General features: G+C 54.7%; 21 protein-coding genes. 15 read left to right on the top strand and 6 right to left on the bottom strand.

Going from position 1 to position 22,059, the window contains the following annotated elements; translation table 11 throughout:
- Window positions 1–122 precede the first annotated feature (122 nt).
- The 4 genes from JE47_RS0109000 to JE47_RS0109015 are packed head-to-tail and all read left to right on the top strand — an operon-like array spanning window position 123 to window position 2,842.
- Entirely contained in the window at window positions 123–332 is a 210-nt protein-coding gene (locus JE47_RS0109000) for a hypothetical protein (protein WP_031459434.1), read from the top strand.
- Window positions 333–343: 11 nt separating this feature from the next.
- Complete coding sequence (locus JE47_RS0109005) at window positions 344–724, top strand: DUF2089 domain-containing protein (RefSeq protein WP_031459435.1); 381 nt, start codon at window positions 344–346, stop codon at window positions 722–724.
- Window positions 708–1,073 carry an SHOCT-like domain-containing protein gene (locus tag JE47_RS0109010; protein ID WP_031459436.1) on the top strand — a complete coding sequence of 122 codons (366 nt, stop codon included), beginning with the start codon at window positions 708–710 and terminating at the stop codon, window positions 1,071–1,073. The genes JE47_RS0109005 and JE47_RS0109010 overlap by 17 nt, the downstream gene beginning before the upstream one ends.
- A 38-nt stretch (window positions 1,074–1,111) precedes the next feature.
- Window positions 1,112–2,842 carry a DUF4097 family beta strand repeat-containing protein gene (locus tag JE47_RS0109015; protein WP_031459437.1) on the top strand — a complete coding sequence of 577 codons (1,731 nt, stop codon included), beginning with the start codon at window positions 1,112–1,114 and terminating at the stop codon, window positions 2,840–2,842.
- A 171-nt stretch (window positions 2,843–3,013) separates the two neighbouring features.
- On the opposite strand, the gene JE47_RS0109020 is transcribed toward JE47_RS0109015, so the two are convergent.
- From JE47_RS0109020 to JE47_RS0109030, 3 genes are all read right to left on the bottom strand, one after another.
- Window positions 3,014–3,814 carry an alpha/beta fold hydrolase gene (locus tag JE47_RS0109020; RefSeq protein ID WP_031459438.1) on the bottom strand — a complete coding sequence of 267 codons (801 nt, stop codon included), beginning with the start codon at window positions 3,812–3,814 and terminating at the stop codon, window positions 3,014–3,016.
- A gap of 295 nt (window positions 3,815–4,109) precedes the next feature.
- A complete protein-coding gene (locus tag JE47_RS0109025) occupies window positions 4,110–4,739 on the bottom strand; it encodes a DUF4388 domain-containing protein (RefSeq protein WP_031459439.1) in 630 nt (209 codons plus the stop codon).
- A 314-nt stretch (window positions 4,740–5,053) separates the two neighbouring features.
- Window positions 5,054–6,022: a COX15/CtaA family protein gene (locus tag JE47_RS0109030; protein WP_031459440.1), complete on the bottom strand. Its 969-nt coding sequence runs from the start codon at window positions 6,020–6,022 to the stop codon at window positions 5,054–5,056.
- A gap of 156 nt (window positions 6,023–6,178) precedes the next feature.
- Between JE47_RS0109030 and JE47_RS0109035 the strand changes: the two genes are divergently transcribed.
- Window positions 6,179–7,510: a M20/M25/M40 family metallo-hydrolase gene (locus JE47_RS0109035; RefSeq protein ID WP_031459441.1), complete on the top strand. Its 1,332-nt coding sequence runs from the start codon at window positions 6,179–6,181 to the stop codon at window positions 7,508–7,510.
- Between the two features lie 565 nt (window positions 7,511–8,075).
- On the opposite strand, the gene JE47_RS0109040 is transcribed toward JE47_RS0109035, so the two are convergent.
- The 3 genes from JE47_RS0109040 to JE47_RS0109050 form a co-directional block, all read right to left on the bottom strand.
- Complete coding sequence (locus JE47_RS0109040) at window positions 8,076–8,411, bottom strand: STAS domain-containing protein (protein ID WP_031459442.1); 336 nt, start codon at window positions 8,409–8,411, stop codon at window positions 8,076–8,078.
- Window positions 8,412–8,600: 189 nt separating this feature from the next.
- On the bottom strand, window positions 8,601–10,286 hold the full coding sequence (locus JE47_RS0109045) for a SpoIIE family protein phosphatase (RefSeq protein ID WP_031459443.1): 1,686 nt from the start codon (window positions 10,284–10,286) through the stop codon (window positions 8,601–8,603).
- Window positions 10,287–10,294: 8 nt separating this feature from the next.
- Window positions 10,295–11,386, bottom strand: coding sequence for a HEAT repeat domain-containing protein (locus JE47_RS0109050; protein ID WP_031459444.1), 1,092 nt, complete (start codon window positions 11,384–11,386; stop codon window positions 10,295–10,297).
- 183 nt (window positions 11,387–11,569) lie between these two features.
- Here JE47_RS0109050 and JE47_RS0109055 point away from each other — a divergent pair, with 183 nt between their 5' ends.
- The 10 genes from JE47_RS0109055 to JE47_RS0109100 all read left to right on the top strand — a co-directional run.
- Window positions 11,570–11,761, top strand: a complete 192-nt coding sequence (locus tag JE47_RS0109055) for a hypothetical protein (RefSeq protein WP_031459445.1) — start codon at window positions 11,570–11,572, stop codon at window positions 11,759–11,761.
- Window positions 11,762–11,769: 8 nt separating this feature from the next.
- Window positions 11,770–11,925, top strand: a complete 156-nt coding sequence (locus tag JE47_RS21945; protein WP_173424553.1) for a hypothetical protein — start codon at window positions 11,770–11,772, stop codon at window positions 11,923–11,925.
- 348 nt (window positions 11,926–12,273) lie between these two features.
- Window positions 12,274–13,077, top strand: a complete 804-nt coding sequence (locus tag JE47_RS0109065; protein WP_031459446.1) for an ABC transporter ATP-binding protein — start codon at window positions 12,274–12,276, stop codon at window positions 13,075–13,077.
- Window positions 13,078–13,129: 52 nt separating this feature from the next.
- Entirely contained in the window at window positions 13,130–15,079 is a 1,950-nt protein-coding gene (locus JE47_RS0109070; protein WP_031459447.1) for a long-chain fatty acid--CoA ligase, read from the top strand.
- Between the two features lie 20 nt (window positions 15,080–15,099).
- Window positions 15,100–15,981 (top strand): branched-chain amino acid ABC transporter permease, encoded by an 882-nt coding sequence (locus tag JE47_RS0109075; RefSeq protein WP_031459448.1) that lies wholly within the window; start codon window positions 15,100–15,102, stop codon window positions 15,979–15,981.
- A 29-nt stretch (window positions 15,982–16,010) separates the two neighbouring features.
- Window positions 16,011–17,069, top strand: a complete 1,059-nt coding sequence (locus JE47_RS0109080; protein WP_031459449.1) for a branched-chain amino acid ABC transporter permease — start codon at window positions 16,011–16,013, stop codon at window positions 17,067–17,069.
- Window positions 17,070–17,091: 22 nt separating this feature from the next.
- Window positions 17,092–18,294: an ABC transporter substrate-binding protein gene (locus JE47_RS0109085; RefSeq protein WP_031459450.1), complete on the top strand. Its 1,203-nt coding sequence runs from the start codon at window positions 17,092–17,094 to the stop codon at window positions 18,292–18,294.
- A gap of 79 nt (window positions 18,295–18,373) precedes the next feature.
- A complete protein-coding gene (locus tag JE47_RS0109090; RefSeq protein WP_031459451.1) occupies window positions 18,374–19,165 on the top strand; it encodes an ABC transporter ATP-binding protein in 792 nt (263 codons plus the stop codon).
- A gap of 78 nt (window positions 19,166–19,243) precedes the next feature.
- Complete coding sequence (locus JE47_RS0109095; RefSeq protein ID WP_031459452.1) at window positions 19,244–20,464, top strand: phenylacetate--CoA ligase family protein; 1,221 nt, start codon at window positions 19,244–19,246, stop codon at window positions 20,462–20,464.
- Between the two features lie 671 nt (window positions 20,465–21,135).
- On the top strand, window positions 21,136–22,059 hold a 924-nt coding region (locus JE47_RS0109100), incomplete at its 3' end, for a Uma2 family endonuclease (RefSeq protein ID WP_031459453.1).

The raw sequence follows: 22,059 nt of genomic DNA on the forward strand, positions 1-22,059 counted from the left end.
CCATTATTTTTTAAACTATTGGTAAAAATAGCCATTTCAACTATTGACTTTCTCCATACAAGGTGATAATATTTCATCACAAATGGCAAATATTACCATCTTGATGATAAGAAGGAGGAAAGATGCTCCGAGAACTGTACCACCACGAGAAACTTCACGCACGCGAGCTAAACGAGCGCTATGCGCAGCTTGCGCATCGACATCACCTTCCACCTTCACGCTTCAGGCGTCGCCTTGCCCGCTGGGCAGGCTTACTCTTGGTGCGGCTGGGCGCCAGCCTGCTCCGCTACGCCGCTGACCGTCGTTCTCGTCGCCTGACGTATGCCCGTTAAAGGAGGTTCCCGTGTATCCCTTACTTACCCGCGACCCTATCACCGGTGGCGAATTAATCGTCACCCGTCTCGAATCACCTGATAGCGGAATCGTGATTGAAGGACGCTTCAGCCTCGGCTGGATTGGTCGGCTTTCCCCCGAACAACTGACCTTTGTCGAATTGCTTGTTAAGAACCGCGGCAATATTCAGCGGCTCGCTGCTGAACTTGACATTGCTTACAACACTGCCCGTGCCCGTCTCGATGAAATTGTCGCACTTCTGGGGGGTACCCCCGAACAGGAACCACGGCTTGATCGACGCCAGATTCTCGACCGCCTGGCGGCCCGTGAAATTTCGGTTGAGGAGGCCCTGCGCTTGCTAAAAGGAACGGAACATGAACAGCGTAAATGAAGAACGTCATCGAATTTTACAGATGGTTGAGCAGGGACAACTTTCGGCTGCCGAAGCTGCTCGCCTGCTCGACGCTCTCAGCGCTGATCCGCGACCACTCGAACGGTTACAGGCGCGACTGGTACGGATTCGCGTTACCGACTTGTCATCACAACGGCTGAAAGCATCAGTCGCTATTCCGGTGAGCCTAATCAATGTTGGACTGCGTCTTGGTGCACGTCTGGCGCCCCAATTGCAAGGTAGTGCCCTCGAAGACCTGATCCGCAGCGTTGAACGTGGAACAACAGGCCTGCTGCTCGAATGGCAAGACTTGGAAGAGGACGAACGGATCGAAATTATTGTCGAATAAACGCTATGCCTGCACTTCAGATCATTAAGGAGTCTTGTATGAAACAGCAAATTCCCGTCGATGTACCGGTCACCCTGGTCATTCAGGCAGTTCACGGCGATCTGACGATTCGCGGTTGGGCGGAACCACTGCTCGAATGGCAATGTGACGATGAACAGGTAACAATACAAGCTCAGGAAAGCGGTCTGGCGTTGAGTCCATGCCAGAGCGATCTCGTGCTCAAATTGCCGCAGAGCGCCGAAGTTCACATTGCGACGATCCATGGCGACGCGCACGTGACACATCTGCGCCGCGTGAGTATTGACCATATCAGTGGTGATCTCACGTTACGCCAGATTACCGAACAGGTAACCATCGGCGTTGTCAATGGTGATCTGACAGCTTCCGCCGTCGCTGAACTAATTGTCACGAGCGATATTCAAAGTGATGTCACATTAACCGACGTACCGGTTGTCCGTCTGACAGGCGTGAACGGTGATCTGACCGGTCGTGGTGTGCTGAGTCTGTCGCTCGATCAGGTTGCCGGTGATCTCGAACTCAGCGGTTTAAGTGAACAGGTGCAGATCAGGAGTGTAAACGGTGATGTGGCACTGGTAACCACCGGTACCGCCAGTGTAACCCTCGACCGGGTAAACGGTGATCTAACGATCCGCGGGCAGGCCAGCAGTGTCCAGTGCCTCGTAGTGAGTGGCGATATTGATACGACAGAAGCCCAGATCGATCAGCTTACTGTCGAGACGGTCGCTGGCGATGTTGAGACAGGCACCCTTGCTACCGGTCGTATAACGACCATCGGTGGTGATCTGGAGATCGGGAACATCACGAGGGAGTTGACAATCGGTACGGTTGGCGGTGATTGTACGATTGAACAGGCGACCGGTACCGTTACGCTTAACACCATCGGTGGTGACCTCTGGTTACGGGCCGCGATCACCGCTCACACAACGCTGCAAGCCCGCGTTGCCGGCGATGCAACCATTGTTCTTCCCGAGTCGCCTGATGTTACAGTGACGGCTGTTGTCGGTGGTGAAATCAGCGGTATCGAAGGACACCCATCATTGTCCGGCCAAACGGTCGAACTACGTTATGGGAACGGTACAGCCAGCATCCATCTGCATGTTGGTGGTGATCTGATGATAAAAGGTACCGATCATCCCGGTTCGTTCAGCAGTATCAGCGCGCAGTTAGGCAAAGAATTAAGCGAACTGGGCCGTGAGTTGGGTCGCGAACTCAGCGAACTGGGCCGAGAGTTAGCATCTGAACTCCGCCGTGCACTATCCGGTAGTGATCCCGATGCTGCCAAACGTGCTCGTGATGTTGCCGAACGCTTCTCCGCCCAGGCTCAGCGCTGGCGCGATACATCCGGTTCTGAACAGGTACGGGTGCGGATTAATCAGCGTGAATGGCGACTCGATCCCGAACGTATCGAGCGGATCAAAGATCAAGCGCGTCAGGCCGCAGCTACCGGTTTGAGTAGCGCTCTCGAAGCGGTCGAGCGGGCACTGAGCCGGATTCAGCCACCTCAACCACCAACAGCGCCTCAGCCACCCCAACCATCGGCAGCGCCACAGCCGCCCCAACCACCTACCCCACCACCACCGGCGACCGGCCCAACCATTCAGCTTCGCAACCCGTCCTCTCAAACACCGCTCAACGATGCTGAACGTGAACAGCAGCGTGCTTCAATTTTACAAATGGTCGCCGAAGGCCGCATCTCACCCGCTGAAGGCGATCTGCTGTTAGCCGCACTCGATGACACCGGTGCGTGAACAAAAAGCTAATAGACATGCGCGGTAGACGAGGTAAACCCTCTATGATGAGCGGTAGGTGATGTTGCGTAATTAGTCTCTACCCCCTGCCTCACACCGCTTGCGAGAGGCAGGGGCTGACAAAAAGGCTGGAGTACCAGGCGCATCGCGCTAGCGAGCTACCAAGCAAACCTACTGTTGCTGTAGCGCATCAACCTTCATTACCAGCTCGACCAGCGCCAGATTAAATTCAGCCGGTCGTTCAATAGCACTGAGGTGACCCGCCCCAGGGATTACAACGAAGCGGCTCTCTGGAATGGCTTCATGCATCGTGCGCGCTTCGGCAGGCGGCGTCAGCGCGTCTTCGGCGCCAACCACCACGGTTGTTGGCACACGAATATTGGCAAGTAATGAGGTCGAGTCTGGGCGTGCGGCCATCGCGTGAAGCGCAGCCGCAATTCCTTCCGGCGGATTGGCGGCCGCAATCTGTAATAGCTCAGCCCGGAGTGCTTCACTCGCTTGTGGCGCAACCAGATTGGGCAATACCCTGCTGGCGAGCGCCGCACTCCCTTCGCGTAACACAAGCTCGGCATTGGCTGCCCGCGTCGCACGAACCTCATCACTATCGGCAGTGGCGCGCGTATCAGCCAGTACCAGACCACTGATCCGTTCTGGTGCTCGTCGCAACAGGGCAAAGGCAATGTATCCGCCCATCGATAACCCGGCCAGCACAACCCGTTCAAGCCCCAACGCATCGAGCAGCTCTAGCACGTCAGATGCGTAGTCATCGAGCGACTGAACGAGCGGATTTTCTCCTGAGCCACCAAAACCGCGGAGATCAGGAGCAATCATTCGCATTCGATCGCGCAAACTCATTAACTGAACACGCCATAACGCTGCACTCAATGGGAACGCATGCAGCAAGACAACCGGGCGCCCGGTTCCTTCATCATCGTAGCGTAGACGTACACCGCTGGGGAGGGTTATCTGCATATCAACCTCCATGAGGTACATCAATAGTGTGATAGATATACGGGTAGTATAGCAGATGGCAGGGAAGGATATAAGGATGAAGACCGGATTGACATTTTTAGCAGTTTCATCTTTTAGTGCCATAAAGGCTTCTTGCCACCCCCCTTCCTCGCCCCTGACGAGAAAGGAAGGAGGCGAGGGGAAGGTGAGGGGCGAAAGATGAAAATACCAGGCTCGGCCATCCCTACCAGTGACATCAAAAAGAGAGGAAGGGCTGAAGCCCTTCCCCTCTCCTTACACCCTCATACAACCCGTATCACGAACGCAGGATTGACAGCAGCCGGTCGAGCGATGGTACGACCGCCGATTGTTGCTTCGGTTGCAATGCTGGCTTATGCTCTCCTCGTTCTGTTGCGACCGATTCAAGACGAACAACCTGTTGCGCAACCAACTGTGCAATACCTTCAACCACATCTATCGCTGCCCACCGCAGTTCACAGGCAATATCGCTCAGCCGCTTGCGTCCATCTATCACCTCAAGTAAGAGATGCAACGCCACGTTCGTCTTCTGCAATGCTACCTCGCGAGGTACAGTCAACACCGGAACCAGTTCCAGGGAAGGCACCTGATGCCATAAGCGCCGCCAGCGCAGGGCTGTGTGCTCAGCGTTACGCAACAATGTCTCTGCATCGCCCCATACCGATTGCTGTTCGCTGTACGCACCACTGGTAACATTAAACATTCCCTGCTGGACATTGAGCAGCATTCCCAGCGCCTCGATCCCGATTTGTCCGTCACATTCAACGTGATATATCTGCCCATTGGAAAAATAAATCCGTCCCGACCGTTCACCATCAATATCAAGCGAGCCAGATAGAGCACTGTACACGGCCAGATCAATCAATTCGCGTAACGGCACTTGCTGCAATGATCCATGTAATGCCATTCGTGGGCCTCCTGGGCAAGAACACAACAAAATAGGATACCCTTTAAAATTGGTTATACTACAATTCTGGCTGTATCACAATATGACTATAGTCCACTCATTATGGAAGTCGTCATAGTACCGGTTCAAGTAACGCAACGTTCTTTTTTCCTGACAGTAGTGGTCGAACATGAGCGGAATGGGTTTATCTGGCTCAGGCGGCCCTTCCTCTCGCTGAGTGCAGAGGAAGGGGCCGAGAAGTGCGAGGAGAGAGGAGCGTGCTTTACAGCCTTATCGCTCACAATGCACGACAGATCATTCGCGAAACAAAGTTGCTATACCGAACGAGCTGGAGCAGAAGCTGATGTCGCCTGCGCGATCCGCACATCACTCGGTCGGGCTAACAGCGTTGCACTCAACAAGACCAGGGCTAGCCATGCCAGATCGGCGAAGAGCAGGTGAATCAGTTGCATCCAAACCGGTGCCTTAAGCATTACATTCAACGCACCCAAAAAGATTTGGCTGACAAAGATTGTCGCCGTAGCCCATGCCAGGCGACGGGTTGTCGGTGAGGGATCGTAACGTATAGCTCGTTGCGCCAATGAAATCATTGCTAATCCGACCAGCGTGCCCAGCACCGGATGGATAATGCGCATCAGTACCAGCGGATGGCTATCGCGATTGATCGGCTGCGAGACCCCGCCGGGTAAGACCCCCAATTGCAAAAGTGTATCACCTAGCGCGGTTACTGCACCGCTCGAACCAACCAACGCCGTGCCAACCAATGCAGCAATGAGCAGGGCCAACAATCCACCTTTGCCCCGCAGATCGGGCGCCGGTTTGCCACCGGCATACCAGGCGGTAAGCGCCATTGCACCGATAAGCAGGAATGTATTGATCAGATGGAGACCCAACGATAAGGCTCGGGTTAATGACGCATCGTGCGCAACCAGTTGGAAAAGGACTAAGGCGGCACCGATCAGCGACTCAACAATCATGAGCACCATCGCGGCAATCGCAGCCCGACGGGCCGGATGACCGGCAGCAAACAATCGTAAGGCCCAAACCAACAGAACAATCGTTAAGAGCAGTGCAATGCCACTGGTGACGCGATGCGAAAACTCAATAAGCTGCGCTACATCAGGCGCACGAGGGATAACCTGTCCGTCACACAACGGCCAGTGATCACCACAACCGGCGCCGGAACCGGTGGCACGGACAAATGCGCCCCACATGATAACCAACAGGTTGTACCCGACATTCAGCCAGGCAAAGGTAACAAAGGTGCGGTGCCGGGGTTCCATGTAACTTCCTCCCGCTGCGACCTGACAGTCGCAGATTGCAAGAATAATGTGACATTTCGCACTTTATTCTACCATGGTCATGATGCAGTAGGCAGTAAACACCGTGTTATAATTCGTTCACCAAACACGATATTGATCCTGAGAAAGGGTGCTTGGGTGACTGTACACGCACCGCCGTCAACTGAACAGCTTGTGCAAATATTACGGCACCTCTGCCGGCGACCATCGACCAGTGGTCAGATCGAAGAGTTGCACGATACCGCTGAATTCATCGCACTCTTCGTCCGACAGCTTGGGATGCATGTGCGCATCGCAACCACCGGTATGGCGCCAGTGGTCATTGCCCGTCGTGCGGGTCGGCGTTCACAGACGATCTTGCTATATCACCATTACGATACACCGCCGACCGGCCCGTGGCGTCACTGGTCGCACGAACCCTTTGATCTTGCCGAGCGTGATGATAAGCTGTTCGGACGAGGTGTGGCCGGCGGTAAAGGTGCGCTGGCTGCTCATCTTGCTGCATTGCAAACCATTTTGCAACGTGAAGGTGAACTGCCGTGTGGTGTCACCCTGGTCATCGAAGGGGCTGCCCTGATCGGTAGCGCCGGTTTAGCTGAAGCATTACGAGCGCACGATGATCTCTTGCAATGTGATGCGATCCTGGCCAGTATTGGTGATCGGGATGTTACCGGCACACCTATCTGTGCCAGTGGCAGTAAGGGATGGATTCGCCTGCGTCTAACCGCTCACGGCCCGGCTTATCCCTTACCACCTGGCTTTGCAGCCAGTGTCGCTAATCCACTCTGGCGTCTGATCTGGGCTGTGGCTTCGCTGAAAGGTGACGACGAAGATGTGCGCATCGAAGGTTTTTACGATGCTGTCGAAGGCCCATCGCGCACCGATAATGCGGTCATTCGTCAGTTGCAACTGGCCGCTGCTACTCGTCGTCAGGCCTGGCAGATCGACCAATTTCTCTTTGGTATCGACGGTGCGGCACTGAGTCGTTCAGAAGTCACTCTTCCCACCTGTAATGTGAGCAGATTAACCGTTGAACCTGCCGGTGATACACCAGCAATACCGGCACAAGCCAGTGCATTGCTCGACATCCAGTTAGTCCCGCATCAGCAACCTGACACCACAGTGACATTGATACAGCAACACCTTCACGATAAAGGGTTTGCCGATATTGCCCTCGAACGGTTGCCCGGCGGATACCCACCATTGGTCACGGCGACTGATAACCCCTTCGTGAGCCGCGTTGCTACTATCGGGGCGACGGTGTTTGAACGTCCTCTATCGGTGGTACCGGCCGGTCCGTATACAGTACCGTTTAGCTTGTTGGTCGGGCAGCATCCCATTCCTACGGCAAGTGTTGGTTTTACGCCAACGGTAAGCGCGCTCTTTGCCCCCGATGAGTATGTTCCGCTCGCAGACCTCATCCGGCATAGCCGACTACTGATCGAGATTCTCGACCGCTGGTGGAGCTAGCTGTTGTTTGTGCACGGGATCAATATTCACCAGTGTAGAGCGTGATCAGAAACTCATGGGTCAGGCGCTCAGCAGGGTCGTCGGCTGAAGTGGTGAGTAACGAAGCGCCTCATCAACAATCCGGGCTTTCGATAAGGACCATAGGGAAACGTTGGTGGGGAACGCATACGTCGCTTTGGCGCGATAGAAACAGGTGGCATCGGGTTCAGCACCGATGCTGCGGAGCACGCCTGGACCCCCTCACCTTCCCCTCGGCCCCCTTCCTCTCCCGCACTGCGGGAGAGGAAGGGGGGATGTTGGCAATTCCGCATACAATGATTGCACGGGTACGGTACGTGCCCGATGAGAAATCTGGGTTTTCAATCAAACTCTTAGAACCCCTCATCTGCTCCGTTTCCTCTGTGACCTCTGTGGTGCAACACGACGCGAGCCTGATGGATGCAACCCGCTGCTGTCTCTCTTCGAGAAACAGATGACGCGGTGTTCGTTGGCAGGATGAACATGCCCCTCATTCCAGAAGAGGAGCCATTTCAGGCGTGGTTGCGAGAAGGAGTAAAAAAACTGCCTAGTGACTACGATACGCCGCTAACGCAGATTCGCGGTCGGGATAAATCTTGAACAGCGTATCAAACCGGCTTTTACGAAATATTTCGGCAATTTGTGGTTGCAAATGACACAGACGGAGATCGCCACCGTAGGCTTGTACAGCACGCAGATTGGTCAGCAACATTCGCAAGGCCAGACTCGCCACAAAGTTAACTTCGCTCATATCGGCCAGTACTTTCCCGCGATGCTGGTTCATCATTTCAGCTAATTCATGCTCGATTGCTGCAATACCAGCCGCATCGAGACGAGCTGGCAGACTGATAATGAGTACATCATCTACACGATCGGTTTTCACGCCGAAATCTCTCTTTCTAGCGGAGAGTCGCCCGCTTTACCACGTTGCAGGATGCAGGCATTATACCACGCTGACGGGTGATGGTTCATACCTACCACTCTCATTGACCAGCGTGGCAATCACCATCGTACACTCCCGCAGATGAAGAAGATCGCCCTGCCCTACACTCTTCGCCATCCAGTGTATTTCCTAATCGCTCGCTAATCGCTCGACGATCAACAACGTAATATCATCAGCCTGCGGTGCTCCGGCAGCGAATGTGTCAACCGCCGCTACCAGCCCGGTCACCAGATCGGCGGCCGATTGCTGAGCGTGAGTCTGGAGATAGGTTTGTAACCGTTCATCACTAAATAACTCGCCGGCAGGATTCATTGCCTCCGTAATCCCATCACTAAACGCAACCAATTTTTCGCCAAGGTTAAGCTGCAATTCGTGCACATCATACGTCTGTGCGGCAATGATCCCTATCGGCAGGGAACCTTCTTGCAATTCTTCGACCAGATCGCCGTTAGGGCTAACCCGTAGCGGTGGATTATGACCGGCATTGATATAGGTCACGACACCGCTTCTCGGATCGAGCAAGCCGTAGAAGAGCGTGATAAACATGTTGGCGTCACCGTGCTCACGACAAATATAGTCGTTGGTGAGACTGACTGCATGGCGCAACACTGCTGCGCTATCGTTGCTATCACGTTGGGGCAGACCAACTGCCTGCGAGGCGGCGCGGAGCAATGATCGGCTGAGGGCAACAAACAGGGCCGCTGTTACCCCCTTGCCACAGGCGTCGGCAACTACCAACCCAACACGACCGTCAGGAAGGGTGATCGTATCGAAAAAATCACCACCGACCGCCTGTGCCCCCCGGCTGAAGCCAGCGATTCGCCAGCCTGGCGGTTGGGGAAGGACACGCGGCAAGAACGATTGCTGAATACGACGGGCGATGTCTAACTCCTCTTCGAGACGGTTGAGGCGAATCAATTCGGCCTGCGCTGCCTGTAATTGCTGATAGGCCGTTAGCAACTCGGCATTTTTGCGTTCTAGATCGTGGATCATGCGCAGATTGGTATTGCGCACCCGACTGACAATGCTCCGCAGCATATTCATCGCCAGCGCTGGACTCGAACTGATTAGCGTGGCAAAAACGGTTTCGTTTAAGCCAACGAGACGGCTAGGTTCGATAGCACGGACTGTTGCCGAGCGCGGGCTATGGTCGATCAGGCTCATCTCGCCGATGATTTGCCCCGCCTGAAACACTTCCAGCCGCAGTTCAGTACCGTTCACAAATGTGATCACTTCAACGGCGCCACTCAAGATCACAAAACATTCGTTACCCGGATCACCCTGATGAAACAGGACTTCCCCTGCCGCCAACCGACACTCTGCCAGGCGCGGGGCCAGTTCGGCCAGTACTGATTCAGGCACCACCTGAAACAACGATAGGCTCCGCAAACGATCCAGCATCGTCATCGTTTTCGTGATCACTAGTTCGTTCCAACCGCTTACCGGATCGTGCCGATAATCGAGCGCGTCAGCGTATTCGCGCACAAAAAAGAGACCGAGTCCACCGACGGCCCGTTGCTCGACAACACTGCTGAGATCAGGGGGAGGTGCGTCGCGGGGGTCGAACGAGCGACCACGATCGCGAATGGTAATGGTCAGAGTTCCCTGGTCATACTGACAAGACAGATAAATCTGATCGCGGTTGTTGTCATCATAACCATACTTGATAATATTGGTGGCAACCTCTTCGATGACCAACCGCAGGAGATATACATAATCGTGTGACAACTGCCAGTCAGCCTCCAGTGCATCACTGAAGGCCAACAACGTAGGAATAGCGTTCCAATCTGCAAAGACACTAATTTGCCGCTGCATGCCCATCTCTACACGGCTAGAGGCTCAGTCGGATGCCGGCTAGGGCTAAGCGGCAACGTTGCACGGAGCTTGCGCAGACGGGTGATCGCATCAACGGCCGCTTCGTGCACATTGGGGTCGCTATCGTCAACGGCCTGGGTCAGCGCATTGAGAACAGTAGTTGTGGCGGCAGCGACCCCAAGGCGGCCAAGCGCACGCGCCGCAGCTTCACGAGCGTAAGCATCATTATCGGTAAGCATCGGGAGGAGATGTTCAATCATTTGGGTTGTACCGGCCATCTCCCCCAACTGACTGACAACCAGCGCCGCTGCTGAGCGCACAAAACTATCGGAGTCGTCCAAACACTCAACCAGATAATCAAGCAACTGGGGAGATGCGATGCGGTCACGTAGTTGTCCTAATGTCCGTGCAGCCGCAAAACGGGTCTCCAGATCGCAGTCGTGAATAGCCAGTCGAATGAGGGTCTTCACCAACGGTTGTGGTGGGATACCAGCAATCAGACCCAGCATACGAGCAGCGGCTGCTCGCACGTGTGAGGCACTATCACTCAGACCATCGTGAAGCAGGACAAGATCAGCAGCGGTATAGTGACCTTCGCGCACGCGCAGGCGACGAATTGCTTCGTAACGGCTCTGCCAACCGGGGTCTTGCAATTGACGACGTAACTGTTCAAAATCACCGCTCTCAAAAGTATCAAGTTCAGCGAGCAGTGTTAACCGCAGCCATTCATCCCGCGAACTATTAAGCCGTTGGCGAGCGAGATGAATGACATTCAATGTTAGCAAGATTTCTTCAATGGTAAGGCGCAACTCAGGGCGCGACCGTAGCTCACGTTCAATGAGATGAGATACCTGGTAACGCCAATGACCGGCACGTCGCACGATATGATTAGCGCCAGGTCCACGCGAAATGTCGGCTAGCGTTAAGACAGCCGCTACCGGTTCTTCATGAAATGCAATGAGAAACGGCTCAAGTGTGCGCAGGGCAAGGAAACCGAGCACGGTACTGACCCCAGCAATCTGAATCTCTTGCCGCGGGTTACGGGCAAAGTTATTAAATCGTTCCGCTATCTGCTGCCGCCATGTCTCACGATCAAACATTGGCAGCTCCTTTCCCCTGCGCTACGATCGCAGATTTCTGTCCGTATATACTTGTAGTATAGCATGCCAGCGTACAATGATACAGTACTTTGGTACTATTCTCGGATTGCAAAACTATTACAACTAGCAAGCTCACCGTCTTGTGGTAAGATACCGCAGGAAGCAGATATTTATGAAGGTTGTATGACACAAACACCAGAAGACCCTGACGTTACGACCAGCATTCGCCGTGTACGCCGCGGCTGCATCATGATGGCAATTATCGTCATCGCAATGACGATTTTTCTCATCAGTGCGACGGGAAATCTGGCCTTCTCTCTACTCTTGTTCGTGGCTGCTTCCCTGCTCGCGTTAGCCTTTTTTGTGGTGCGGTGAGGCTTTCCATGTCACCAGTCTATCGCCGTGCGCTCCTGGCCGTTCTTGGGTTAGTGTTCGTCCTTATCTCTGTCGTCGTCGCCTTTCAGCAACCGTTTGGGCTGTGGCATTGGTTTTGGCTGGCGCTGGCCGGATTGTGTCTGTTTGGTGTCCGCCGCCAGTAAAGTGTGGGGTAACAACTCAGGATGCACAGGTTGCGGCGGATCAGACACTCGCTGTCGTGTCCCGACACTTTTCCCCTGGCGCCCTATTCGTCCCTCTTGCCTCCGTTTTAACGTTCGATCATCGCAGAAGAGCCAAATCTGCCTCCCTGTGCACACCAGACCCCATTTGCACGATTGCTCAATCTTCGCTATAATAAGGATTGGAATTTCCCCACCCCATAGGACATACCGAAAAAACGGTGATGTCTTTAAAGAAATAACGAGTTCGTGACACTCAATACATCGCGCAGCGGTGCGTATCTGCTTTGCGCATTATCAAAGAGGATATGCATCATCGATGAGGATCGCATGACACATCATGATTCAACCACGCTACCAGCACCGCAAATGGAGATTGACCACGTCGGGCTGAGCTTTGGTGGCGTGCGAGCGCTCCTTTCGATCACATTCAATATCTATCCCGGAACAATTCAGGCAATCATCGGGCCTAACGGCGCTGGCAAGACCAGCCTGCTCAACTGCATTAGCGGGCTATACCGTCCGCAGGAGGGCCAAATTCGCTTTGAAGGACGGAACATCATTGGCCTGCCGCCACACCAGATTGCCCGGCTGGGGATTGCACGCTCCTTCCAGAATATTGAGCTGTTTCGCCACATGACTGTTGTCGATAACCTGATGCTCGGTCGACACATCCACATGCGCAGTGGGGTCTTAAGTGGCGGTTTCTATTGGGGACGGGCCCAGCGTGAAGAGGTTGAGCACCGCGAGTTTGTCGAGCAGGTAATCGATCTGCTCGAAATTCAATCGATTCGTAAGAAGATGGTCGGCGCGCTCTCGTATGGGTTGCAAAAGCGCGTTGAACTGGGGCGGGCGCTGGCCATGAATCCACGCCTGTTGCTCCTTGACGAGCCAATGGCCGGAATGAATAGCGAAGAAAAAGAGGATATGGCCCGCTTCATCCTCGACATCAACGAAGAGTACGGTACAACGATTGTCCTGATCGAGCACGATATGGGTGTCGTTATGGATATTAGTGACCGGGTAGCAGTGCTCGAATTTGGGCAACTGATTGCATACGGTACGCCAGCCGAGGTACGGAGCGATCCGAAAGTGATTGACGCTTATCTTGGTCGGGAACACGCGATAGTGTAGGAATCCACAACCTGTCAGTACTGATTACCAGATCTGACACGCGGGTGAGACAATGATCCAAATACCAGAGACTACACTTCCACGGCTGTTGTTTCAGAATGCCGAACGTTTCGGTGACAAGGTCGCTCTGCGTGAAAAGGATTACGGCATTTGGCAGACAGTCACCTGGCGGCAGTTTGCCGATCATGTACGTGCCTTTGCGATGGGCCTCTATGCGCTTGGCGTGCGACGCGGTGATGTGGTCGCCATTCTGGGAGATAACCGTCCTGAATGGCTGTACGCCGAGTTTGCTGCTCAGAGTATTGGCGCTATGTCCATCGGCGTCTACCAGGACTCAGTTGCCGAAGAGGTTTATTACACCGTCTCAGCCGCAGAAGCAAAGGTGATTGTCGTCGAGGATCAGGAGCAGGTCGATAAAATTATCGAAATCTGGCCACGGCTCCAAGGTGTTCTCAAGGTTATCTATTACGAACCGAAGGGAATGCGGAATTACCGTCAACCCTACCTTGCCTACTTTCCTGATATTGAAGAGCTTGGCCGGAAGTTTGATCGCGAGCATCCCGGTCTGTTTGAAGCTGAGCTGGCCGCCGGCAAGCCCGATGATGTAGCCATTCTGTCTACTACTTCGGGAACCACCGGTAAACCAAAGCTGGCGATGTTGACCCATCGCAATATGATCAGTCAGGGCGCCGGTTTGCTTGCCGTTGACCCACTTGGCCCAGATGATGAGTTTGTTAGTTTCTTGCCGCTGGCATGGGTAGGTGAGCAGATGGTAACCGTCGCTGCCGGAATGCAGTGCGGATTCACCATCAACTTCCCCGAGTCGGCCAGTACGGTGCAAGAAAATATTCGCGAGATTGGGCCGCGGGTGATGTTCTCACCGCCCCGTATCTGGGAGAATATGCTGTCGCAGGTGCAGGTAAAAATTCAAGACACCACACCACTGAAGCGAGCAATCTTTGAATGGGCTATGAAGCAGGGATACGAGATGGCCGATACCCGTTTTAGTGGGAAGCAGCCCGATTTCTGGTTGCGCCTGCGCTATGCTCTTGCTCGCCTGCTAGTGTTCGAGATGTTAAAAGACCATCTCGGTTTGCGCTTCCTCAAACGAGCTTATACCGGTGGCGCTGCACTCGGCCCTGATGTCTTCCGCTTCTACCACGCAATTGGCGTCAACCTGAAGCAGGTTTATGGTCAGACTGAAAGCGCTGGCCTGAGTGTGATCCACCGTGATGGTCAGATTAAGTTTCAAACGGTCGGTACGCCACTGCCAAACACGCAGATACGGATTGCCGAAAATGGAGAAATCCTGGTCAAGAGTCCGTCAGTCTTCGTGGGCTACTACCGCAATCCGGAAGCCACTGCCGAAGCACTGGAAGATGGCTGGTTGCACAGTGGCGATGCCGGTTACTTCGATGAAGACGGTCATCTGATCGTGATTGACCGAGCGAAAGATGTAATGACGCTGCACGATGGCACGAGGTTCTCGCCCCAATTCATTGAAAATAAGCTCAAGTTTAGCCCGTACATCAAAGAGGCGGTGGTGTTCGGCGGCGACTGGCCCTTCGTGACGGCGATGATCAACATCGATTTTGCGAATGTCGGCAAGTGGGCGGAAAATGCGCAGATCTCATATACAACGTATACCGATCTGTCTCAGAAACCGCAAGTCTACGCTCTGATCCGTAAAGATGTTGAACGAGCGAACGCCGATCTCCCGCCAGCCGCACGAATTCGCCGCTTTCTGTTGCTGCATAAAGAGCTTGACGCCGACGACGGTGAATTAACGCGGACTCGTAAGGTTCGCCGTCGATTGGTTGCGCAACGCTATCAGGAGATTGTCGAAGCCCTGTACAGCGATCAGGACGAACTGGAGATTGAGACGACGATTACCTATCAGGATGGCCGTACAGCACTCATCAAGACGCGCCTGCACATCGAGGAAATAGACGATCCAACGGTGTCAATACCGACCTCGGCATCACGTGTGGCATCTCACTGACTGGTTATACGGAGAAGGTTATGGATCGGTTTATCCAACTGGCGCTCAGCGGGATTGCAAATGGCGCAATCTTTGCGCTGGTTGCGCTCGGTTTTGTCTTGATTTACAAGAGTAGTGATGTGATCAACTTCGCCCAAGGTGAGCTGCTGTTGATCGGTGCGTATCTGACTTACGCTATGGTTGAGCAATTTGGCCTCTGGTGGCCGGTGGGTGTGATCGTTGCCGTGGTACTGGCAGCATTGGTTGGAGTGCTCATCGAACAGTTAGTGCTGCGCCCCCTGATCGGTGAACCGGTGATCTCGGTGATTATGGTTACGATTGGCCTTTCTTCACTCCTGCGCGCAATCGTCGGTGCAATCTGGGGCACAACCCCACGCCCAGCACCACAGTTTTTACCAACCGACACGGTGACAATACTAGGTGCCAATGTCAGCATTGATCGCATCTGGGCATTCGTCCTGGCAATTACGCTCTTCGTTATTTTGACCCTCTTTTTCCGCTATAGCCGTGAAGGTATTGCCATGCGTGCCGTGGCTGATGATCAGCAGGCGGCACTCAGTATGGGAATCAGCGTCAAAAAGGTGTGGGCCGTGGCGTGGGCAATCGCTGCTATCACGGCAGCCGTTGGCGGCATCCTGTTGATGAGCATCTTTGGTGGCGTATCGGGAACCATCGCACGGGTTGGCCTGATCGTCTTTCCGGTCGTTATTCTTGGCGGTCTCGATAGTATCCCAGGTGCAATTATTGGCGGACTGATCATCGGTCTGCTGCAATCGTTTGCCGGTGGCTATCTCCCCCCGGAATGGGGTTTAGGCGAAGTGGTCCCGTTCATTGTCCTCTTGTTGATCCTATTGGTGCGACCGTATGGGCTGTTTGGGCAGCGGATCATCGAACGGGTGTAACCCGACACGTAGAGATGAGGGTGTGAACGATGCAAAGTGGAACCTTTCACACAACATACGCCAGTGATGTCAGTCTACGCCCATACTGGCCGCAACGGATACGGATCGTCGTGGTGTTGGTGGCAGCGCTGATCTTCCCGTGGTTTGCCGACCGCTACTGGCTTAACTTAGCCAACACTATTGCAATTGCTGCTATCGGTGCTATCGGCTTGAATATTCTGGTAGGTTATACCGGTCAGATCAGTATCGGTCATGGTGGCTTCCTGGCGGTTGGTGCCTACACTGCCGGTCTGCTGGCCGTTCATCTTGGTACCCCGATGTGGTTAACCATTCCTATTGCCAGTTTCTTCACTGCTGCTGTTGGCGCCTTCTTCGGGTTGCCATCACTCCGCTTAAAGGGTTTGTATCTCGCTATCGCCACCCTGGCCTCACAAGAGATTATTATCTGGTTGCTTACCCACGGCAAACTGCTCGGTATTGGTGAGTCGCTTTCCCTGCCACGAGCAACAAATAATCTGTTTGGTTTACCGATTGAATGGCTGGGGAACAACGACTTCGCTTTCTACTGGATATGCCTTGTGTTCTTGATTTTTACCGTCATTTTTGTCAGTAATCTCTTCCGTACTCGTACCGGACGTGCGTTTGTGGCGATTCGTGATCAAGACATTGCCGCTCAGGTCATCGGTGTTGATCTGTTCCGCTATAAGCTCCTGGCCTTTGCTACCTCGTCATTCTTTGCCGGTTTAGCTGGCGCCCTGACTGCCCACTATCGCGGTGTCATTTCCTGGGAACGCTTTACTATCGATACCAGCATTCTCTACCTGGCAATGATTATTATCGGCGGCCTGGGAAGCGTCTCGGGTTCGATCTACGGCGCAGCTTTTATGGTGCTACTGCCGGCGTTCCTCTCTAACATCGCCCGTGCGCTCAGTGGCATTGTTCCCGACATTAACTCGTATTTGCCGTATTTGCAACAAGGAGCATTTGGGTTAGCGATCATCCTCTTCCTGATCTTCGAGCCTGAAGGCATTGTCAAGATGTGGCGGAATGTTAAAGATTATTTCCGGCTATGGCCGTTTAGTTATTGAGGTGTGTAGCAAGGAGGATGGTATGCACAGGTGGAAACGGACGTTCGGTTGGTGGGTCGTACTGGCGCTCTTTGCCACACTGCTGGCCGCTTGTGGTGGCGCCGGAGGTGGTGGTGGTGCAAGTAGCGAGCCGATCAAAGTTGGCGCAATCTTTGACTTGACCGGTGCAACGGCTGACGTTGGGACCCCTTATTCCCGTGGACAGATTGCCTTTATCGAATGGAAGAATGAACAGGGAGGTATCAAGGGACGACGTCTTCAGTTGATCAGTGAAGACTATGCGTATCAGGTGCCACGTGCTGAGGAATTATATACAAAATTCGTTACGCAAGATAAGGTATTAGTCTTCTCGGGCTGGGGTACCGGCGATACTGAAGCCTTACGCCCCAAGATTACCGAGGACAAAATCCCGTTTATCTCGGCATCGTATTCGGCAACGCTGGCCAATCCGGCCGAGACACCCTATAATTTCCTGGTTGCCCCAACCTATTCCGATCAGTTGATCATTGCGATGAAGTGGGCCATTGACGACTGGAAAGCAAAGGGCAATAGTGGTCTGCCGAAGTTCGCGTATCTCATCAACGACAGCCCCTTCGGTCGATCACCGCTGGCCGACGGTACCGCTTTTGCGAATTCGCAGGGGATCGCTACGCCGCTAGAGGTGCCTTCACCACGTGGTGCAACCGACCTCACACCACAGTTGACCCAGATTCGCGACTACGGCGCTAACTACATCTTTTTACAGAATGTCTCTAGTCCAGCAGCATTGGCGATTAAGAATGCGAAGAGCTTAGGGTATAACGTGCAATTCGTTTGCCTCAACTGGTGCGCCAATGAGATTCTGATCAAGCAGGCAGGCGCGGATGCCGAGGGAGTAGTAGGAGTTGTTCCCTTTAACTACGAGGCAGAAGGCGCGAAAGTGGCGCTCGAATATGCCCGTAAGAAGAATATTGACTATGGCGGCGCCGATAGCACCTTCGTACAGGGATGGACGGCTATGTCGATCCTAATCGCCGGTATTGAGAAAGTGGTGAACGATGGCAAAGAGCTGACCGGTGAAAATATCAAGAATGCGCTGGAGACGATGGGTGAAATTGACACTAAAGGGGTAACGTTACCGGTCAAGTTCAGCCCAACCGATCACGCAGGGGTGAAGTCAACGCGCATGTTCCGCGTTGAGAACGGCAAGTGGGTCGCAATTACCGATTTCATTAGCGCACGATAAGTGATCGGTCACCGGCGTGTCGTTGCCGAGCGACACGCCGGAACTTATTCTACAGACAGTAATGTAATGCTCTCTGCCTATGCTTGTACTCAACAACATTGAAGTGATTTACAACGATGTCGTGCTGGTGCTCAAGGGTTTATCTCTTGAGGTGCCAGAAGGTCGCATCGTTGCATTACTCGGCTCGAACGGCGCTGGTAAAAGTACAACCCTGAAAGCCATTTCGGGCCTGCTCAAACCGGAAAACGGTGAAGTGACCGACGGCGAAATCTTGTTTCAAGGCCAGCCGATCCATAAAAAAGATGCCGCCGAGATCGTGCGTATGGGTATTTTCCAGGTGATGGAGGGGCGACGGGTCTTCGAGCATTTAACGGTTGAAGAGAATTTGCGAGCCGGGGCCTATACGCAATCACCGCGCCATTTCAGCAACGATCTAGCCCTGGTTTACGACTATTTTCCACGTTTGAAGGAACGGCGCAACCAGGTAGCCGGGTTTCTCAGTGGTGGTGAACAGCAGATGTTGGCGATTGGCCGGGCACTGATGGCGCATCCAAAATTGATCATGCTCGATGAACCATCGCTTGGGCTGGCACCGTTGTTAGTCGCCGAGATATTTGAGATTATTCAGCGCATCAATCGCGAACAAGGGACAACCATTCTGCTGGTTGAACAGAATGCACGCCTAGCCCTTGAAGCAGCGCACCATGCGTACATTATGGAAAATGGGCGGATTGTGCTCGACGGATCACCTGCCGATTTGAAAGATAATGCCGACGTGCGCGAGTTTTACCTCGGTTTGAACGAAATTGGTAGCCGCAAGAGTTATCGTGAAGTCAAGCATTACAAGCGGCGGAAGCGCTGGCTCTCTTGAGAAAGACGCATACACCACTTCGTTAACGCTTATCACCTATCACCAGCACATCGCCAGCTAAGAGGCAGCGAGGACGGTATGGATATTCAGGCATTTTATGCTGGTTTTGATCGGCGAGTACGGGAGATTGTTGCCTTCGGTTACGAACATTCACCGGCGTTTCGGCGCCGAATGGAGGCTGCCGGTCTAACGCCTGCCGATATTCAGACCACTGCCGATCTCAGCCGACTGCCAGTTTTGCGTAAAGAACAGTTGGTCGAGTTACAGCGACAAGGCCCCCAACTTGGTGGTATGCTCACCGTACCTCTCTCGCGTCTCCGTCGTATCTTTCAGTCGCCAGGACCGATCTACGATCCCGAATCGGATGAACCAGACCCCTGGCGCTGGGCGCCGGCATTTCGAGCAGCCGGTTTTGGCCCCGATGATATTGTGATCAACTGCTTTGGGTACCATCTCACACCCGCCGGGGTGATGTTTGAAGAGGGAGCACGTGCGGTTGGTTGTGCCGTGATTCCCGCCGGTGTCGGTAATCAGGCTCAGCAAATTGAAGTGATGGCCCAACTCGGCGTCACGGCGTATGCCGGTCTGCCAAGCTACCTCAAAGCGCTCCTCGAACGGGCAGTTGAACTCGGCCACGATCCGCGATCCTGGCCGCTCAATAAAGCGTTTGTCGCCGCCGAACCGTTGCCACCATCGCTACGCGCCCTGTTTGAAGAGCAGTATGGCATTCTGGTCTACGATGGCTACGGCACTGCCGAAACGGGGAATCTGGGCTATAACGGCCCTGAACGTCAGGGCTGGCATCTACCCGAAGATGCGTTGGTGCAGATTTGTGACCTTAACACCGGTGAACCGGTACCGCCCGGCCAGACCGGTGAAGTGGTTGTCACCCTCTTCCGGCGAGATTACATTCTCATCCGCTTTGCAGTCGGTGATCTCTCGGCGTTGATGGACACCTCTGCACCAACGGTTATCCCAACTCCGCGCCTGGTAGGGTGGCTCGGTCGCAGTGGTGAAAGTGTTAAGGTACGTGGCCTGTTCGTGCATCCCCGTCATATTGCCGAGACAATGCGCCGGTTAGAGGGCGTCCAGGCTTATCAAGCCGTTGTCATTCGCGAAAACCACCGCGATGAGCTGATCTGTCGGATTGTGCCAACGGCTGATGCCGATCCTGATCGGCTCCGTGATGCTGCAGCCCAGAGTTTGCATGAAGTACTCAAACTTCACTGCAAGGTCGAATTGGTGAGCGAACTCCCTGCCGATGCAAAGCCATTCGTCGATTTGCGAACCTGGGAATAGGGCAGGCGTGGGAGAATAAATGTATTAGATGCGTTGCTGCTCACCGTTTTCTTCGTGAGGCAGGCAATATTTCCAAGAACGCTGAATACTCTTGGGCAAGGGGTTTCAGCGTTCTTTGCTGCACCTCGCCCCGACCGGTCCCCCAATACAGCAATCGTGCCCACACGGCCCAACCCACAGTGCCGCCATCGGGCGCTTCCCGTGGTCATCGTCCCGGCGAATTGCAACGCAACGGATGCCGCGCCGACCGATGCTTCCCCGTGTACGGGTGCAGCGGCGCTGCACCCCAACCGATCTTCTCCTGCGACTGGATAGCTCGGCGAGGCGAGTCTCGCCCATCGTCGTGACCACGTGGAGGAGCGCGACGCCGCCTTGCTCCTATTGACGGGGTTCACCTGTCGTGGTTGTGACGATACAAGATATTCGGATCGGCGCTTCGTACCGCTCACACCGGTATGCTCCACACCCACGATTGCCGCAGGTTTTCGTGTAACTTTTTGGTCGCTCAAACGGTTTCTTTATTGAGCACCGTTTTGAGCACCAGGAAGACACGATGAATGGAAAACACCACCACCCGCTGCCCGTTGCGCTGCCACCCTCGCCCCTGCATCCTGCCCAGCGCTGTGCTACAATACCGGCAGACCCACCTACCACAGCAAGGAGGAACTGCGATGACCCATCCTACTGCCACCGCACCTGCACCGCTCCCCGAAGAAGACCCCTTCCACTACGGCTGGCGCTACGTCCGTCGGCCCACCCCCGACGACCCCGACCACCTCGAACCGGTGCCGCTCACCCTCGAAGACGTGTTGCACCCCGAAGTGGGAGACTTCATCGTGCACAGTGACCGCCACGAAACCGACCGGATGTACCTCACGGCGGTGTTGCGCGCTCGGCTCGAAGCGCACGGGCGGGCTATCGTGCTGAGTGATGTGCGGGTGGCGTGGGACGTGCCCGACCTACGTCCGCACGGGCCGGACGTGATGGTCATTCCAGGGCTGCGCGAGCGGCGCGACTGGAGCACGTTTGACGTGGCGGAGGAGGGGGTACGACCGGCGTTGATGATTGAGATCACCTCGCCGGAGACGCGGGAGAACGATGTGGTGTGGAAGGTGGCGCACTACGCACGGGCGGGGGTGGCGCAGTATGTGATTGTGGACAACGTTGGACGGCGGGGGGAGCGGCAGCTCCGGTTACTCGATTATCGGCTGGTAGGGGACACCTACCGGCTGCAACCGCCGGACGAGCGGGGGTGGGTGTATCTGGAGCTGGCCGACCTGTGGGTGGGGGTGGAAGGCGACCACGTGGTGTGCTACGCCGACGACGGCACGGCGTTTGGCGACTACGCGACGGTGGTACAGCAGGCGACAGAAGCTGAGGCGCGAGCGCGACAGGAAGCGGCAGCGCGGGCCGAGGCAGAAGAACAGGCCCGACGCGAAGCGGCAGCGCGGGCCGAGGCAGAAGAACAGGCCCGACGCGAAGCGGCAGCGCGGGCCGAGGCGGAAGCGCTGGCACGTGCAGCAGCGGAACAGGCGCAGCGGGAAGCGGCCGCACGAGCCGAGGCGGAGGAACAAGCCCGTCGGGAAGCAGTAGCA

Source organism: Chloroflexus sp. MS-G, assembly GCF_000735195.1.
Taxonomy (GTDB): domain Bacteria; phylum Chloroflexota; class Chloroflexia; order Chloroflexales; family Chloroflexaceae; genus Chloroflexus.

Bases quoted from the DNA above. Each gene is read 5' to 3' on its own strand.
- JE47_RS0109095 (WP_031459452.1), top strand. From the start codon at position 19,244: ATGGATATTCAGGCATTTTATGCTGGTTTTGATCGGCGAGTACGGGAG.
- JE47_RS0109075 (WP_031459448.1), top strand. From the start codon at position 15,100: ATGGATCGGTTTATCCAACTGGCGCTCAGCGGGATTGCAAATGGCGCA.
- JE47_RS0109020 (WP_031459438.1), bottom strand. From the start codon at position 3,814: ATGCAGATAACCCTCCCCAGCGGTGTACGTCTACGCTACGATGATGAA.
- JE47_RS0109025 (WP_031459439.1), bottom strand. From the start codon at position 4,739: ATGGCATTACATGGATCATTGCAGCAAGTGCCGTTACGCGAATTGATT.
- JE47_RS0109070 (WP_031459447.1), top strand. From the start codon at position 13,130: ATGATCCAAATACCAGAGACTACACTTCCACGGCTGTTGTTTCAGAAT.
- JE47_RS0109090 (WP_031459451.1), top strand. From the start codon at position 18,374: ATGCTTGTACTCAACAACATTGAAGTGATTTACAACGATGTCGTGCTG.
- JE47_RS21945 (WP_173424553.1), top strand. From the start codon at position 11,770: ATGTCACCAGTCTATCGCCGTGCGCTCCTGGCCGTTCTTGGGTTAGTG.
- JE47_RS0109050 (WP_031459444.1), bottom strand. From the start codon at position 11,386: ATGTTTGATCGTGAGACATGGCGGCAGCAGATAGCGGAACGATTTAAT.
- JE47_RS0109045 (WP_031459443.1), bottom strand. From the start codon at position 10,286: ATGCAGCGGCAAATTAGTGTCTTTGCAGATTGGAACGCTATTCCTACG.
- JE47_RS0109030 (WP_031459440.1), bottom strand. From the start codon at position 6,022: ATGGAACCCCGGCACCGCACCTTTGTTACCTTTGCCTGGCTGAATGTC.
- JE47_RS0109015 (WP_031459437.1), top strand. From the start codon at position 1,112: ATGAAACAGCAAATTCCCGTCGATGTACCGGTCACCCTGGTCATTCAG.
- JE47_RS0109085 (WP_031459450.1), top strand. From the start codon at position 17,092: ATGCACAGGTGGAAACGGACGTTCGGTTGGTGGGTCGTACTGGCGCTC.
- JE47_RS0109055 (WP_031459445.1), top strand. From the start codon at position 11,570: ATGACACAAACACCAGAAGACCCTGACGTTACGACCAGCATTCGCCGT.
- JE47_RS0109010 (WP_031459436.1), top strand. From the start codon at position 708: ATGAACAGCGTAAATGAAGAACGTCATCGAATTTTACAGATGGTTGAG.
- JE47_RS0109080 (WP_031459449.1), top strand. From the start codon at position 16,011: ATGCAAAGTGGAACCTTTCACACAACATACGCCAGTGATGTCAGTCTA.
- JE47_RS0109000 (WP_031459434.1), top strand. From the start codon at position 123: ATGCTCCGAGAACTGTACCACCACGAGAAACTTCACGCACGCGAGCTA.
- JE47_RS0109065 (WP_031459446.1), top strand. From the start codon at position 12,274: ATGACACATCATGATTCAACCACGCTACCAGCACCGCAAATGGAGATT.